This window comes from Nonlabens sp. Asnod2-A12, from assembly GCF_045063745.1.
Classification (GTDB): Bacteria; Bacteroidota; Bacteroidia; order Flavobacteriales; family Flavobacteriaceae; genus Nonlabens; species Nonlabens xylanidelens.
Genome location: NZ_JBEFOB010000003.1, coordinates 1430280 through 1446590, shown reverse-complemented (window position 1 = coordinate 1446590; position 16311 = coordinate 1430280). Strand labels below are relative to the sequence as shown.

The 16311-nt window shown below is 36.1% G+C and carries 13 protein-coding genes; 11 read left to right on the top strand and 2 right to left on the bottom strand.

Annotation, left to right across the window (positions count from 1 at the left end; genetic code table 11):
- The first annotated feature begins 251 nt into the window (after nt 1–251).
- The 5 genes from paaZ (at nt 252) to ACJJVJ_RS06620 (ending at nt 5143) form a co-directional block, all read left to right on the top strand.
- Nucleotides 252–2789, top strand: a complete 2538-nt coding sequence (gene paaZ, locus ACJJVJ_RS06640; protein WP_405369624.1) for a phenylacetic acid degradation bifunctional protein PaaZ — start codon at nt 252–254, stop codon at nt 2787–2789.
- Nucleotides 2790–2872: 83 nt separating this feature from the next.
- Nucleotides 2873–3190 carry a GIY-YIG nuclease family protein gene (locus tag ACJJVJ_RS06635; RefSeq protein WP_405369623.1) on the top strand — a complete coding sequence of 106 codons (318 nt, stop codon included), beginning with the start codon at nt 2873–2875 and terminating at the stop codon, nt 3188–3190.
- A 93-nt stretch (nt 3191–3283) separates the two neighbouring features.
- Nucleotides 3284–4036 (top strand): enoyl-CoA hydratase/isomerase family protein, encoded by a 753-nt coding sequence (locus ACJJVJ_RS06630; protein WP_405369622.1) that lies wholly within the window; start codon nt 3284–3286, stop codon nt 4034–4036.
- Nucleotides 4037–4080: 44 nt separating this feature from the next.
- The gene (locus ACJJVJ_RS06625) at nt 4081–4458 is read left to right on the top strand and encodes a four helix bundle protein (protein WP_405369621.1); all 378 of its coding nucleotides are present in this window, start codon (nt 4081–4083) and stop codon (nt 4456–4458) included.
- A gap of 88 nt (nt 4459–4546) precedes the next feature.
- On the top strand, nt 4547–5143 hold the full coding sequence (locus tag ACJJVJ_RS06620) for a transferase hexapeptide repeat family protein (RefSeq protein WP_405369620.1): 597 nt from the start codon (nt 4547–4549) through the stop codon (nt 5141–5143).
- Between the two features lies 1 nt (nt 5144).
- Here the strand turns inward: ACJJVJ_RS06620 and ACJJVJ_RS06615 are convergent, their stop codons facing one another.
- A complete protein-coding gene (locus ACJJVJ_RS06615) occupies nt 5145–5513 on the bottom strand; it encodes a hypothetical protein (RefSeq protein ID WP_405369619.1) in 369 nt (122 codons plus the stop codon).
- A gap of 159 nt (nt 5514–5672) precedes the next feature.
- Nucleotides 5673–8273, bottom strand: coding sequence for a T9SS type B sorting domain-containing protein (locus tag ACJJVJ_RS06610; RefSeq protein WP_405369618.1), 2601 nt, complete (start codon nt 8271–8273; stop codon nt 5673–5675).
- 240 nt (nt 8274–8513) lie between these two features.
- On the opposite strand from ACJJVJ_RS06610, the gene ACJJVJ_RS06605 reads away from it, so the two are divergent.
- The 6 genes from ACJJVJ_RS06605 (at nt 8514) to ACJJVJ_RS06580 (ending at nt 16264) form a co-directional block, all read left to right on the top strand.
- Nucleotides 8514–9827, top strand: a complete 1314-nt coding sequence (locus ACJJVJ_RS06605; protein WP_405369617.1) for a dihydrolipoamide acetyltransferase family protein — start codon at nt 8514–8516, stop codon at nt 9825–9827.
- 47 nt (nt 9828–9874) lie between these two features.
- The gene (locus ACJJVJ_RS06600) at nt 9875–10192 is read left to right on the top strand and encodes a GIY-YIG nuclease family protein (RefSeq protein ID WP_042271818.1); all 318 of its coding nucleotides are present in this window, start codon (nt 9875–9877) and stop codon (nt 10190–10192) included.
- 56 nt (nt 10193–10248) lie between these two features.
- Nucleotides 10249–12333, top strand: a complete 2085-nt coding sequence (locus tag ACJJVJ_RS06595; protein ID WP_405369616.1) for a thiamine pyrophosphate-dependent enzyme — start codon at nt 10249–10251, stop codon at nt 12331–12333.
- A 9-nt stretch (nt 12334–12342) separates the two neighbouring features.
- Nucleotides 12343–12750, top strand: a complete 408-nt coding sequence (locus ACJJVJ_RS06590; protein ID WP_405369615.1) for an OsmC family protein — start codon at nt 12343–12345, stop codon at nt 12748–12750.
- A 96-nt stretch (nt 12751–12846) separates the two neighbouring features.
- The gene (locus tag ACJJVJ_RS06585) at nt 12847–13884 is read left to right on the top strand and encodes a hypothetical protein (RefSeq protein ID WP_405369614.1); all 1038 of its coding nucleotides are present in this window, start codon (nt 12847–12849) and stop codon (nt 13882–13884) included.
- Nucleotides 13856–16264 carry a hypothetical protein gene (locus ACJJVJ_RS06580; protein ID WP_405369613.1) on the top strand — a complete coding sequence of 803 codons (2409 nt, stop codon included), beginning with the start codon at nt 13856–13858 and terminating at the stop codon, nt 16262–16264. The genes ACJJVJ_RS06585 and ACJJVJ_RS06580 overlap by 29 nt, the downstream gene beginning before the upstream one ends.
- The last annotated feature ends 47 nt before the right edge of the window (nt 16265–16311 follow it).

The following is a 16311-nucleotide window of genomic DNA, read 5'->3' as shown; positions in this document are numbered from 1 at the left end:
ATTAGTTAATAATACTCCTTCAAAAATCTGGATATTAGAAAAGCTCAAATGTTTTCTACCACTAGTTGTTTTTTAAGGACGAAGTGCGGCAAAGTTTCTAGTTTCACTATTTTTCTTTTTGAATTTTTATAGGCTTAATCTACTTTAACTAACAAGTGTTAGTCTATTCGGTTGCTTTTCGTATTTTCGTAGACATATATAAGTGTTACGCTTTCGCGAAAGCGAGATCACAACCATCTATTAAAAAGAATATGATCTTAGAAAGTTACATCAATGGCCAGTGGCAAACTGGTGAAGAGAAATCTACACGTAATATGTATGACGCCATTACTGGTGACATCATAGGTCTTACAAGTACTGAAGGTTTAGATATTGCTAGTGCGTTACAATATGGTCGCGATCATGGTAAAGTGTTGAGGGATATGACGTTTCAGCAACGTGGTAATATGATTAAGAAATTAGCACTTTATCTCAATAAAAGAAAAAAAGCGTTTTACGACATTAGTTACAAAACTGGTGCTACACGTGCAGATAGTTGGGTAGATATAGAAGGTGGTTTTGGAAATCTATTTGCAAATGCTAGTTTGAGAAAACTTTTTCCAGATCAGAGTTATGCCGTAGAAGGTGATCCTATTGATTTATCGCGTGGTGGTCGTTTTATGGCACATCACATTCTAGTACCTCGCAAAGGTGTCGCCGTGCATATCAATGCATTTAATTTTCCAGTTTGGGGAATGTTAGAAAAATGTGCTGTAAACTGGATGGCTGGTATGCCAGCAGTAGTATTGCCAGCACCACAAACAGCGTTTTTAACGGAAGCGGTAGTACGCGAGATTATCAATTCAGGAATCCTTCCCGAAGGATCTTTACAACTACTAAGTGGTTTGACCACAAGTATTTTAGATACGGTAAACTCCCAAGACGTGGTAACCTTTACAGGTAGTGCTCATACAGGTAGAAAATTAAAAGCTCATCCACGATTATTAGAAGAATCAGTTCCATTCACGATGGAGGCAGATTCATTAAATTCATCTGTCTTAGGACCAGATGCTGTTCCTGGAACTCCAGAATTTGACATATTTGTAAAAGAAGTACGTAAAGAGATGACCTCTAAAGCTGGACAAAAATGTACAGCAATTAGAAGAATTCTTGTCCCAGAAAACCTGATGGAAGACGTGCAAATCGCATTAGGAAAACAGCTTTCTAAAACCGTTATAGGAGATCCATTATTGAGAGAAACTCGCATGGGTGCTCTTATTAATAACGATCAAAGAGAAACTACTAAATCACAAATTTCAAAAATTGCTCAGACCGCACAAATGGTTTATGGTAACCTAGATGAGGTAGAAATTTTAGGAGATCGCGCCCAAAAAGGAGCGTTTATGTCACCTATTTTAATGCGAGAAGATCAACCGTTTGAAAATACCGCAGCTCATGAAGTAGAATGTTTTGGTCCTGTGAGTACGTTGATGCCATATAAAAATCTAGATGAGGCGATTGAACTGGCTCATATGGGTAAAGGCTCGTTAGTAAGCAGTGTAGTTACTGGTGATGACGCTTTCGCGAAAGCGTACACCATAAACGCAGCATCGTCACATGGTAGAATATTGACTTTAAATAGAGATAGCGCACCACAATCCACAGGACATGGCTCTCCATTACCACTGTTAGTACACGGTGGACCAGGACGTGCTGGTGGTGGCGAGGAAATGGGTGGACTGCGAGGTATTAAACACTATATGCAGCGTTGTGCCGTTCAAGGAAGTCCAACTTCGTTAACTGAAATCACTGGAATATATCAGCCTAATGGAGCGTATAAAAAAGCAGAGAATCATCCATTCTCATACCATTATGAAGACATTAAACCAGGAATGAGTCTAGAAACTCATAAAAGAACATTGACTGATAATGATATCCAGAATTTTGCAAACTTAACTTGGGATCATTTCTATGCGCATACAGATATTACCAGTTTAGATGGTAGTATTTTTAAGAAACGTACCGCACACGGTTATTTTATAATCAGTGCAGCAGCAGGATTGTTTGTTTATCCTAATAAAGGACCAGTGAGTGCAAATTATGGTCTAGAAGACATCCGTTTCTTAAGACCGCTGTATCATAATGACACTATTTATGTACGTTTAACTTGTAAAGAAAAACGAGAAAGAGACGTTGCTGGTCGTGAGCATCCATCGGGAATTGTAAAATGGTATGTAGAAGTTTTTGATGCAGAGCCAGTTGATTATGAAAATGGTAAGACTGATGAAGAAGCAACAGCACTTGTAGCGGTAGCGACTATTCTTACTATGGTAGAGAAAAAACAAACCGTTTTTCCAGAAATTACTGAGAACTATATTAAAGACGCTTTAGCAAGATTAGACTCAGACGCAAAACCACAATGGGGAACAATGACACCACAGCACATGGTAGAACATCTCGAGATGAGCTATAGAATTGCTAGTGGAGAGATTCAAGATTTTGAAGTGGCTACACCAGATGAATATCTAGAAAAAGTAGCAGCGACTTTGTGGAATTATGATAAAATGCCACAAAATCACAAAATGCCATTAATGAAAGATGGCGAGCTAGAAGATCTTAAGCATAAAGACCTAGAAACAGCAAAACATCAACTGCTAGAAGCTAGAAATGAATATCTAGACTTCTATAAAAAGAATCCAAAAGCAACTACTAAGAATGCTGTTTTTGGAGCACTGAGTAAATATGAGTGGACTTTGTTGGAGAGAAAGCATTTGAGTCATCATTTTGAACAGTTTAACCTGATAGGTTAAACTGTTCAAAACATCCGCGCAGGCGGATGTCTCTAGGATGAAAAGAAACCGACAACCGATTATAGCAATAAACAAAAAGTTGAGTGAACCACTACATATATATAATTAGCAATAAGAAGAATGGAACATTGTATGTAGGTGAAACAGGAAACATTAAGAATAGAAGTAGCCAGCATAAGAGAAAAGTACATCCGTCCACATTTTCAGCAAGATATAATTTGGATAAACTGATGTATTTTGAAGTAGTAGATTCAAAAGAGCTTGGTCTTAAACGAGAAAAACAGCTCAAGAAGTGGAATCGAGCTTGGAAAATAAGAATTATAGAAGAAAAAAATCCAGAGTGGATAGATTTGAGTTCAGATTGGGATTTGAGTTTTGAGATGATGGGAATAAAAATATAAGTTTAACAAGAGTAACTTCTTGGTTTGTGAATTTCATAAACGGTAGTTGCTCAAATAAAGAGACATCCGCCTGCGCGGATGCAGCCTACGGCTATGACAAAGGAATACGTAAAAACAACAACAGAAAATCAAATACAAACCATAGAATTCTTTCATCCAGCGCACAACTCGCTACCAGGAGATATTCTAGCACAACTTGCGCAAGCTATTACAGATGCTGGTAATGATGACGCTACTAAGGTGATCATCTTAAAATCTGGTGGAGAACGCACTTTTTGTGCAGGAGCTAGCTTTAAAGAATTAATAGCTGTAAACGATGCAAAAACAGGAGAGATATTCTTCTCTGGTTTTGCAAATGTGATTAATGCCATGCGCAAGTGTCCTAAATTTATACTAGGTCGTGTACAAGGTAAAACCGTTGGTGGCGGAGTAGGTATAGCTAGTGCAATGGACTATTGTTTTGCGACTAAATTTGCTAGTATTAAATTAAGCGAACTCAACATAGGAATCGGGCCATTTGTAGTAGGTCCAGCGGTAGAGCGCAAACTTGGATTGACAGGAATGAGTCAGATTGCTATCAATGCAAACGAATTCTATTCACCTCAATGGGCAAAAGACAACGGTCTTTTTGCTGAGGTTTATGATTCCACAGAAGAAATGGACGCAGGAATAAAAGCATTTGCAGAAAATCTATGTACTTATAATCCAGATGCCATGGCAGAAATGAAAAAGATGTTCTGGTCTGGTTGTGAAAACTGGGATCAACTTCTTTTTGAAAGAGCAAAAATTTCAGGTAGATTGGTATTGAGTGAATTTACAAAGGAAACGTTGAAGCGCTTCGCTTAGGTTATAGGCATGTGGGATGAGGGATGAGGTTTAATTAAAACATTATGAATAGTCAGTATCATTTTAAATTTGAAGATTTGTTGGTCTATCAAAAAGCTATGCGTTTTGGTGAAGAAGTAGACCAATTGGTAATTAATTTTCCGCAAAGAGAATTATATGCCTTAAGTTCTCAATTTAGAAGAGCAGCTGACTCTATAGCACTTAATATTGCTGAAGGTTATCCAGGAAGTGATGCACAATTTGTGAAACATATTAATCATGCACTGCATAGTTCAAACGAATGTGTGTCAGCAAATGAGAAAGCTTTAATGCGTGAGTATATCTCCTATGAACAAAGGGAAGAAATTCGTAAACAAATCACGACAATACAGAAAATGTTGACAAGTTTGCGATCTAAAATTCGTCAACGATTAAATAAATAATAATTTACCACATACCACATACCACATACCACATACCACATACCACATACCACATACCACATACCACATACCACATACCACATACCACATGATCTACTCTTTCAAATCCCACATTCCAGTAATTCACGAGTCCAGTTTTGTTCATCCACAAGCGACCGTAATTGGTAATGTGATTATAGGTAAGAATTGTTACGTTGGACCTTCAGCTGTAATACGAGGTGATTGGGGCGAGATAATTCTGGAAGATGGTGTTAATGTGCAAGAGAATTGTACCATACATATGTTCCCTGGAAAAAGCATCACACTTAAAGAAGGAGCGCACGTAGGTCATGGAGCAATTATTCACGGTGCAAACCTAGGTCGCAACTGCATGATAGGTATGAATAGTGTCATAATGGATGATGCGACTATAGGAGACGAATGCATAGTAGGAGCGATGGCATTTGTAAAAGCCGAAGCTGTTTTTGAATCACGTTCTTTAATTGTAGGGAATCCAGCCAAAAAAATCAAAGAGGTTTCTGATCAAATGATCGCTTGGAAAACTGCTGGAACTAAATTGTACCAACAATTACCTGCAGACTGTCATGAAACTATGAGAGAAGTAGAGCCGCTGAGTGAAATCCCTGAAAATAGACCAGTTCAAGAAGATTTTTATAAGACCTTACAGGAAATCAAAAAGAGATAACTTAAAACCCTTCCTTTAAAAGTTCTAGTTCTTTTAATAGTTCAGTCCTTTGTTTTTTCAGGTTTTTAATTTTTCGATTGTCTTGATAGTTCCAGACAAAATAAGCGATAGTCATACATGCAGCGTACCATATTGCGATGCATAGTACAGTTCCGAAATATCCAAAATCGCTAAGATCTAACGCCATGACACTCTCTTTCCTATAAACACCGTCAGCAACACTTGTATAAGTAGGTCCTACAAAGCTGATAAAAACACCAAATAATAAAACATTAATCCAGTTTCGTCCTATCCAATTTTTGGAGCGTTCTGCTTTTTCTATTTTATATTGATTTGCTAGCAGCGCTTTTTCTTTGAAATGAATTTGCATGATTGGTGAATAAACAGTGGAATTAGTGAATTAACGTAATATGATTTTTTTCTCGCTTTCGCGAAAGCGGAATTATTAATTACTTAGGAAAAAGCAGTTAATAATCAAAAATGTTAACGCATTGCAATACCGTGTGTGAAAGAAGTTATTTTTCACTAATCATCTTTTTAACGCAAAATACCCTTTGAACCCTGTTCCGTTCTCAAGTATTACATTGAACCAATAGGTGTCTGATGGTAAAGGAGATGAGTTGAAATTTCCATTCCATCCTACACTATTTCCACTGATTTGTTTTAAGAGTTTACCGTATCTATCGTAAATATAAATTTTTGCGGAGTCATCATTATTTAAACCTTTAATTTTCCAATAATCATGGTATCCATCACCATTAGGAGTAAAATATTTTGGGTAATCTATAATGTTTATAATTTGACTATCACTTCCACAACCGTTCTTGTCTCTAACATAAACTTGATGTGTTCCACCTTCTAAATCATCAAAATAATTAGTTTGAAAATAGTTGATTCCATCAACAGAGTATTCAAAATCTCCATCTCCTATTGCAATAATCTCTGCATAATTATTCCCTAAAGATCCTATATTAACAGATGTGATGGTAGGTAATTGAGATCTATTCAAGTTTGTATAATATATATTAGAGCAATTAATACCATTATTTGTTTTGAAAATTTCTAGGCTATAATTTCCATTGTCTATTAATTGAGTTGCAGGAGAGTTAGAGATGACAATTCCTGTATCTAGTTGAGTCCAAATATAGTTGTCAAATTCACCGGAAACAGTTATGTCTATATATGGATCGGTACCACAAATTATGTAATTAGTATTTAAATTTATTTCTGGTAAGTCTTCGGTAATTAAGTCAAATGTAATACTAGTATTGCATTGATCATTAGATAGGAAACTGACAATTGCAGTTATAGATTGGTTATAGGCAGTAATGTTTTGATAATTAGATAATGAATTTATTAGACCATTGTCATCATAATATTGAACTGTCAAGTTTGTTTGCCCATTCAGAATTTCAGGTGTAACTTGACTAATGTCAAAAGTTGAAAAACCATTTCCTTCGTCACACGAATAAATATTATTAGGAATATTCACTATAGGTTGACTAATAGTTTCTAGAGCTAAGTAGGCGGTAGATAAGCAATTTGTGTTACTGTCAGTAACTTCTATAGTTATTATTTGATTAAATGCAACTGTGTTTGTAAAAGGACTAATAAAAGTTGAAGAAATATCGTTTCCATTTGCGTCAAAATAGGAAACACTCAAATCTGTCCTATTATTAAGTAGAGTAGATTCTACTCCCGATATATCAAAAGAATTTGATATTCCATCGTTGTCGGAGTCACAGCTATATATTGTCGGTAATGGAGGTAAAATAGGAGAAGAGTTTACAGATAAAGATACATTAGACTCAGAGTAACAATTAGAATTTCCGTCGGTAATTCTAACGGTAATAAAATCATTGTTTGATATAATATTACGATATGAAGAAATACTAGATAGCGGTATTAAATTGTTGTTGCTATCATAAAATTCGTATGTCGGTTGGGTTATATTATTTTGAGGAGTATTTACTATTTGGTTAAGATCAAAGTTGCTGAAACCGCTGGTAGTTGTGGTTTCGCAGGCTACGAGGTTTGGGATGGGATTAATTATTACTGCTGGTCTAGTTATTAAACTAAAGGTTGTTTCACTATAGCAGCATAAATCAGAAAGGTATGCCACTCTAGCAGTGATTGTTTCTGAATTTGCTATGTTATTTGATATTCTAGATGGTAGAGGATAAGGTAAAGGGACTCCATTTTGTCTATAGAAAGTGACAATTACATTATTTTGAGAGCCAATAATTGAGTTCACTAAACCTGTTGTGTCAAAATCATTTGAGAACCCAGGTAGGTTGTTTTCACATGCATATAGATCATTGATAACGTTTATTGTAGGAGCTGCAAATACGTTTATGGTTTGGTTTATCGTGTATATGTTGTTATTAATATCGGTTATTGTAGCAACAATATTATAAATTCCGCTACTAGTAAATGTGTGATTTGTTGAAACTAAGTTAGATGTATTATTAGATCCAGAATTAATATCGTCAAAATCCCATGAGACAGACTGAATGTTTGATAGATTATTTAGATTAAAACTTTTATCTAAGCCGCAATCAGAATTAAAGTTAAGCGTGTATGGAGCAGCAATATTGTTTGTACTACCATTAACCCTCATGAACCAATTAAAGTCTGAGCCGGGATATTGAGATGTTATATTGTTTGTGTCTTGGTAAGTGTTTATGATACCGGTGTTTCCATTAGGAAGACAACCGTAATACCAATCTAGGCCGTTGTCAACAGTAGTTCCCGCAAAGTGTATTAATCCACTTCCATAGTAAGAACCTTTTATTATTTCAATAAGTATTTTATTTGTTCCAGCAGGTACTCTTACAGGAGTATTAAAAACAGTATTTATGTTAACAGCAGGGTTGGTTCTACTACTCACATATGGTAATGGTTGTATACCACTTGAGCCTATTGCAGGTACTGATCCTATATTAAATGAAGAAGGGAAGCTCTGGTCGATGGCATAAACGTTAATGGTGTAATAAGCTCCTAATTCGGCATAGTTTACAGCGAAATCGATATTGTCAATTAAAAACTCTTCATTGGATCCGATCCCAAAATCTCTTAGATCATAATCTTTAGCATAAAATGATGGTGTGTATGCGCAGGAAAAATTCATCGATTGGACAATATCGCAATTATTGTAAGTAACAACAGTTTGTGAATTTGATTTAAACGGAAATATTAACGAATAAATCAAAATTACGATGGCAATTTTAAATTTCATTTAGCTGGTTTTAAGCAAAATTACTCCTATTTAATTTAACTTTTATGTTTAAAGTATTTCTCGCTTTCGCGAAAGCGGAATTACAACAAAATTTATGCAACTAACAAGCGTTAGTTTTCTTATTTTTATACCATGGCAAAGACTATGGATTTTTTGCTCCCAAAAATGGGAGAATCAATAACAGAAGGAACAATACTTAACTGGCTGGTCCAAGAAGGAGAAGCTTTTGAAGAAGGTGATATCCTTGTTGAAGTAGGTACAGATAAGGTAGATAATGAAGTGCCAGCACCAGCGGCAGGGATAATGTCTAAGCATTTATGCGCTAACGGTGATGTTGTCGAAATAGGTAGCGTGATTGCTCAATTTGAAGAATCAGATGGTTCTGTAAAGACGGTAGCCGCTCCAAAATCTGCTGAGTCTAATAAGGTAGTTAAGAGTGAATCTTCTGTGAGTAAGCAGCCTAAACCAGTAAAGACAACTTCAAAAACTACTTCTGTTTCTAACTCTTATGTTAATCAGGATCTTTTTGTGAGTCCGCTTATAGATTCTATGGCTCGTAAGAATCATATGTCTTATGAGGAACTTGCTCGCATACCAGCAACTGGTCATGAAGGTAGATTGCGCAAGAGTGATGTGGTAAATTATATCAATGAAGGTAGGCCATTTCAATTTGCACAAGCTGTAAATAATGAACCAGATCCTACAGCATATCGTATACCACAACTTAAACTAGATAAAGGAACAGGTACTATTATTAAAATGGACCGCATGCGCTCTATGATTGCAGATCATATGGTGTATTCTAAGCATACAAGTCCACACGTGACTGCTTATGTGGAGGCAGATCTTACAGATTTAGTGAACTGGCGTAATAAAAATAAAGCACCTTTTCAGGAAAAATACGATGAGCGATTAACGTTTACACCGCTTTTTGTAGATGCAGTAGCGAGAGCGATTAAGGAATATCCTAATATCAACGCTAGTGTAGATGGTTCCAATATCATCGTTAAAGAAAATATCAATGTTGGGATGGCGACCGCATTACCTTCAGGAAACTTAATAGTACCTGTGGTTAAAAATGCAGACCAGAAATCTCTACAAGAAATCGCTGCAGATGTGAATCGCATGGCAAACCTAGCACGTGAAAATAAATTAGGTGGCGACGATATTAAAGGAGGAACCTTTACGATATCAAATGTGGGAACTTTTGGTTCATTAATGGGAACACCTATTATCAATCAGCCAGAGGTAGCAATTCTTGCAACAGGAATCATTAAAAAACGTGCTGAGGTCATGACCAAAGATGGCGTGGACAGTATTGAGATAAGAAGTATGATGATGTTATCATTATCATTTGACCATAGAGTAGTAGATGGATTTTTAGGAGGTAGTTTTTTAAAGCAAGTAGCTTTGAATCTAGAGGCAGCGCCTGATAAAGATTATTAATGAAATTGATTTTCCGCGCTCGATGCGGAAACTGCTAGTTTTATCTCATGGCTGGATATGAGCACAAATATTACGTCTATTTACTTTCTAATAAGAAAGATGGTGTTTTGTACCTTGGAATGACAGATGATGTGAAGCATAGAACTGGACAACATAAAGAAGAAAGGTATAAGAAAGCGTTCTCAAAACGATACCAGACTAAAAAACTGGTCTATTTTGAAGAATTTCAATGGGTTCAAGAGGCACAAGCAAGAGAGAAAAAGCTGAAGAAGTGGAAACGGCAATGGAAAATAGACCTTATTGAAAAGGATAATCCAGAATGGCTAGATCTTGCAGAGGCTTGGTGGGATGATGAGAATTATTAATTAGTATGGAGTAAGTATAATCAGATTCCGCATCAAGTGCGGAAATTCAAGATATTATGAAAATAAGTAAAGAAATTTTAGAATTCGGATATAAAAACCTAACAACTGCCAAATCTATGGCAGAGCTCTACGAAGAGAACTTTAAAACAGTTTCTAAGTATGTGCATGCCACCAGTCGTGGTCATGAGGTGATTCAGACGGCGCTAGGAATGCAGTTGTTGCCACAGGATTATGCTTTTCCATATTACCGTGATGACGCGATGTTGCTATCCATAGGTATGAAACCTTATGATCTAATGTTGCAATTGCTGGCTAAAAAAGATGATCCTTTCTCTGGTGGACGTACCTACTACTCACATCCATCGTTGAATGATATCGATAAACCTAAAATACCACATCAATCTAGTGCTACAGGAATGCAGGCTATTCCTGCTACTGGTGTAGCGTTAGGTTTTCATTATCGTGAGAGTTTAACTGACGAGCAACGAGCAGCTATTGATTCAAGTTCGAGTTCAAGTTCAAGTTCTGATTCCATTGTTGTTTGTTCTCTAGGTGACGCATCGGTTACTGAAGGTGAGATTGCTGAGGCTTTTCAAATGGCGGCTTTAAAGCAATTACCTATTTTATATCTAGTGCAAGATAACGGCTGGGATATTAGTGCTAGTGCTGCAGAAACTCGTGCGCAAAATGCTGCCGAATATGCTGCGGGATTCCACGGTATAGAAGCTATTTCTATCGATGGGACAGATTTTGAAGAAAGTTACAACACCTTAAACGAGGTGATTGAAAAAATAAGAACAGAGCGCAGACCGTTTTTGGTTCACGCTAAAGTGCCATTATTAAATCACCATACCAGTGGTGTAAGAATGGAGTTTTACCGCGATGATTTGGAAGAGGCAAGAACTCGAGATCCATATCCGCGTATGAGACAGTTATTGCTCAATAATGGATTTAGTGAGCAAGATGTGGATGGTTATGACGCTTTCGCGAAAGCGGAATCTAAAAAAGCTCTAGAGCAAGCAATGAAAATGCCCGATCCTGAGCCAGCAGATTTATTCACACATGACTTTGCACCAACACCGATAACAGAAGAAAAAGGAGAGCGCTCTCCATTAGGTGCGGAGAAAGTAGTGATGGTAGATTGTGCACTATTTGCCATTGAGGAATTAATGAAAAAACATCCAGAATGCTTGTTATATGGGCAAGATGTAGGTGGTAGATTAGGTGGTGTTTTTAGAGAAGCGGCGACGCTGGCACAAAAATTTGGCGATAATAGAGTTTTCAACACGCCTATTCAAGAAGCATTTATAGTAGGTAGTACGGTAGGAATGAGTGCTGCAGGTTTGAAACCTATCGTAGAAGTACAATTTGCAGATTACATTTGGCCTGGATTGAACCAGCTGTTTACAGAGGTGTCGCGATCTAATTACTTAAGTAATGGTAAATGGCCAGTTTCTATGATATTGCGAGTACCTATAGGAGCTTACGGTTCTGGTGGTCCTTACCATTCTAGTTCTATGGAAAGTGTGGTTTCTAACATAAGAGGTCTTAAAATCGCCTATCCATCAAATGGTGCCGATTTAAAAGGATTGATGAAAGCTGCTTATTATGATCCTAATCCGGTGGTGATTTTTGAGCATAAAGGCTTGTACTGGTCTAAAGTAAAAGGAACTAAAGGCGCTACAAGTGTAGAACCTAGTGAGGACTATGTGTTGCCGTTTGGAAAAGCATGGGTACTACAAGAAATCTGGAAAAAAGAGGAAGAAGAAACCTTGAGTATTATTACTTACGGAATGGGCGTGCACTGGGCAATGAATGCTACAGAAGAACTTGGTTTACAGGATAGAGTAGAAGTAGTGGATTTAAGAACGCTGCATCCACTAGATTATGAAACGGTTTTTGCGAGTGTAAAGAAATGTGGTAAATGCCTGGTAGTTACTGAAGAACCTAGTGAGAATAGTTTCTCACGTGCTTTACAAGGTCGCATTCAAGAAGAATGTTTCAAATACATCGACGCTCCGGTAATGGTCATAGGATCTGAAAATATGCCAGCGATTCCATTGAATTCTGTTCTTGAGGAAACGATGATTCCTAGTACAGAGAAAGTAAAAGCTAAGATTGAGGAGATTCTTAATTATTAAAGAGCGAAAATGAAAGTACAAATAGAAAGAAAAAACACAGAATACCTACTTGAAGCAAAAGGAACATCAGGAAACACTGTATTGATAGACCATAGCGGTATGGAAACCGTTCAAGGCGTGAGTCCTATGGAGTTACTTCTTATGGGTGTAGGTTCTTGTAGTGCGATAGATATTATTGCCATTCTTAAAAAGCAACGCCAAGACATTACGAGTTATAAAGTAGAGGTCACTGGAGAGCGTTATGAGTTAGATGATTCTAAGCCATTTAAATCTATGCATGTTCTTGTGAAATTAGAAGGAGACATCAATCCAGATAAAGCTCAAAAAGCAGCCGATTTAAGTTTTGATAAATACTGCTCTGTTTCAAAGAGTTTTGATAAGTGTGTTGAGATTACTTATGAGGTTAAGGTGAATTAATAAATTCATTAAATTTTATCATTTTTAAGTTTGTTAATTCTTTGATTATCACTTGTTGCAAATGGTATATTTGTCATTGATTTTCAATACCATTACATGCGCTATATTTTTCTAATATTATGCTCTGCTTTATTGTTTATATCTTGTAAAGAAGATGTGAAAAATGAAGGTAAAAATTATTCTTTTTACCATTGGAGTACAAACTTTAAGCCTACTAATAAAACGGACCAGCTCATTAAACATGGCGGTACTTTTAAAGAATATGTGCGTTTCTTTGACCTTGTTATAGATCAAAATGTAGATAAAGTTTATCCTGTTGCAACAGTTCAGTTTGAAGAAAACACACGTTTTCTCGCTACTGAAATTGTACCTGTTATCTATATACGTAACGAGGTGTTTTTACATAAAGAAGGTAGTGGGAATAATATTCAAAAACTAGCTTTAAACACGGCCGATAAAATAAAAAGAATCCAGAACAAGCATCTTACTGGTCAAGTTGCAGTAAGAGAAATACAAATAGATTGCGACTGGACAGATAGCACAAGAGATAGTTTTTTCATATTCTTAAAATCCCTTAAAAATCAAATGCCTGGTTACAGCATCAGTTCTACGTTGAGGTTGCACCAGGTAAAATATAAAGACCGTACTGGTGTGCCGCCAGTAGATAAAGTTGTTTTGATGGCTTATAATGTTGGTAATTTGGGCAGTGTAGAGGAGATTAATTCTATTTTAAGCAACGAGATTACTGCTCAATATTTAGAAGAGTTAGATGAATATCCGTTACCGTTTGATGTTGCGCTTCCTCTTTTTGAGTGGGGTGTTTTATACAGAGACGGAAAACTCAAAGGTCTTTTAAGAGATCTTACTCCTAGTTTGTTAGAGTCCGCTTTCGCGAAAGCGGAAAAAGAAAACAGCTATACGGCAACATCAGACTCTTACATCAATGGCATCTTTATTTATAAAGGAGATCATGTAAGAGTAGAAACTATAACCAAAGATAAACTGGAAGAGCTGGCTGCTATGATTAAGGAAGCTGCGCCGTCTAATAGAGATTATCAAACTATATATTACCATATCAATACTTCATTAACTTCAAAATTCTCTTATGATGACCTTTCGTCTTTTGCTAAGTAAATTATGGTTACTGGTGTTGCCGGTGGTTGCTTTTGGGAATACAGTTAATAATACCAATGGAGCTTTTTGCGGTTGGGATCCTGCATGGGAAGACAATTATTATCCTATTGTAGATCAATTCTCTCTAGTAAGTCCAGATTTTCATGCGTTTTTAAATTGTCCAGACTCACCATTTTGTTCTATCCAAGAAGAGGATCAAAGGTCACAAAACATAGCAGAATGGACAGCGTACTACAAAGGTGTTTTTACAGAAAAAGAGCTTATAGATATAATTTATAAACGACCTGTAGGGTGGTTTCTAGATCAAGAAGGGTTTGAATCTTATAACGATGAGGTAGGCGATAAATTAAATAAACCAGAAAACCTATTTTTCAAGAAATACCTCGCGCTAGCTAAAATATCTCAACATGCTTCTAGTGATAAATCAAATGGTAGTGGCTGGTATCAAGGAGAGACTGATTATTATGGTGGTGATGCTGGAAAGATAGATAAAAGAGAATTACTTTCTAAGGCACTAGAGCTGGTCGCTACTGCACCAGATGATTTTATGCGTAATCGTGCCGGTTTTCAAGCGGTAAAACTGTCTCATTATTTACAAGAAAATGAGATAGCTATAAGATATTTTAATACCATACTTAAAAAGTCTTCAACAGGTAATTACATGTATTACCGCGCGATGGAAGAAATGGCTGGCGCAGCTTTTAATATCAATAATCAGGTTCTTGCAGCAGTTTCTTATCTAGAGGTTTATGATCAATTACCAGATAGAAGATATACCGCAGGTGTGAGCCTGAGATTTTTAAATTGGAATCTTTTAGAAAATAGTTACGATTTTAAAAAGTTTAATGAGAATAACGATGTGAAGAGTTTTTTCAAAGCATTTCATGGTCGTGGTAATGTGTTGAGAGAAATGGAGAACATCTCTAGAGAGAATGTGAACTCTCCCTATCTGGATGTACTAGCAGTAAGATGGCTGGACCAGATGCAGTCAGAGGTTTTTGAGCATACTTCTAACTATTATTATGGTGATGATGAAGATTCTGCTGACTCTAATGCTGCAGCATTGGGTTTCTTTGCTAAAGATTTACTGAAAAATAAAAACCTTAAGAATAGAGATTTATGGACGTTGATACTTGCCACTACTCAACTATATAATCAAGAAAATAATAAAGCACTAGTGACTTTAGAAAATCATAAACCAGCAGTTGGGTTTAAAAAGCATTTTAAGAGACTTAATACAGCTATTTCATTTATGGCCATTAAGTCACTAGATAGACAGGCTATTAATCGCAGTTATGAAACTATAGCTAGCGATTTAGATTTGCATACTCACAAGCCTACAGTTGCAGCATTTTTTAATCATATAAGCGCCTTATATAATGATGCAGAAAATCCTATAGCTAGTATTCTTACTTCTATAAATTATGATTCTTATACTAATAATGAAAAGTACGATTGGGCAGGAGTAGGTGTAACACACGGTTATAGTTGGGAATACGATTCAAAATATCATTATTTAAGAGATGATTATATTAATAATTTTGACCTTTTTATAAGTCGTTCTAACCCTACAGCTTTTGAAAAAACGATTTTAAAAAGAATGAAAGCGGCACCTAAGGATTATGTTCATGATTTAAGAGGTACTTATTACATGAGAAAGGATTTACTAGAAGATGCTGTAATTGAGTTTAAACAAATAAAAAAACCTGAGGTGTTTTGGGAAAAAGGCTTGCGTACAGAAATATTCTCAGCATCTATTAAAGAATATATGAATGTTCCATTTACCTCTATGTCTAACGGTTTTCATGAAGATTATAGTGCTGTTTTAGGAGAGAACGCTGTAATAGAAAGGGAAGATCTAGAACGTGAAAATTATAAGGATAATAAGATAAAGCTAGCAGAAACTTTAATTAAATTAAAGCAGCTAGCACAAACACAGCCCAGTAAAACTGCCGATTATTATTACATGATAGGTAATGCCTGGTACAACATGAGTTATAAAGGCTGGTTTATGAATGACAGTTACTATATAGGTAATAATAACCGTAATGAACTGGCAGGATCTAGCTATGGAGATGATGACAGTGACGAGAGTAAAATAGATGATAGTTTTATCATGTATCAAGCAAATGATTATTTCTTAAAAGGACTACGAGCAGAAAGCGGTTCTAGAGAGACTAAGGCAGCTATCTTGTTTATGCTGGCCAAAACAAACAGCTGTGAAGATGGTCGTTATGACTATGATACAAATACGTACACCTTTAATATTTGTGGACAGCACAAAGATTATTTTAATCAATTAAATAATGAATATTCTGATACGGAGTATTATCGAGAGGTCTTAAAAGAATGTTCTTGGTTTAAGAATTATGTGAATTAAATAAAAATCCCATTTCAACTCAATGAAATGGGATTTAAAATAATTTA

Coding starts and splice junctions, on each gene's coding strand:
- ACJJVJ_RS06600 (WP_042271818.1), top strand. CDS start 9,875: ATGGCTGGATATGAGCACAAATATTACGTCTATTTACTTTCTAATAAG.
- ACJJVJ_RS06615 (WP_405369619.1), bottom strand. CDS start 5,513: ATGCAAATTCATTTCAAAGAAAAAGCGCTGCTAGCAAATCAATATAAA.
- ACJJVJ_RS06585 (WP_405369614.1), top strand. CDS start 12,847: ATGCGCTATATTTTTCTAATATTATGCTCTGCTTTATTGTTTATATCT.
- ACJJVJ_RS06625 (WP_405369621.1), top strand. CDS start 4,081: ATGAATAGTCAGTATCATTTTAAATTTGAAGATTTGTTGGTCTATCAA.
- ACJJVJ_RS06580 (WP_405369613.1), top strand. CDS start 13,856: ATGATGACCTTTCGTCTTTTGCTAAGTAAATTATGGTTACTGGTGTTG.
- ACJJVJ_RS06630 (WP_405369622.1), top strand. CDS start 3,284: ATGACAAAGGAATACGTAAAAACAACAACAGAAAATCAAATACAAACC.
- ACJJVJ_RS06610 (WP_405369618.1), bottom strand. CDS start 8,273: ATGAATTTTTCCTGCGCATACACACCATCATTTTATGCTAAAGATTAT.
- ACJJVJ_RS06590 (WP_405369615.1), top strand. CDS start 12,343: ATGAAAGTACAAATAGAAAGAAAAAACACAGAATACCTACTTGAAGCA.
- paaZ (WP_405369624.1), top strand. CDS start 252: ATGATCTTAGAAAGTTACATCAATGGCCAGTGGCAAACTGGTGAAGAG.
- ACJJVJ_RS06595 (WP_405369616.1), top strand. CDS start 10,249: ATGAAAATAAGTAAAGAAATTTTAGAATTCGGATATAAAAACCTAACA.
- ACJJVJ_RS06605 (WP_405369617.1), top strand. CDS start 8,514: ATGGCAAAGACTATGGATTTTTTGCTCCCAAAAATGGGAGAATCAATA.
- ACJJVJ_RS06620 (WP_405369620.1), top strand. CDS start 4,547: ATGATCTACTCTTTCAAATCCCACATTCCAGTAATTCACGAGTCCAGT.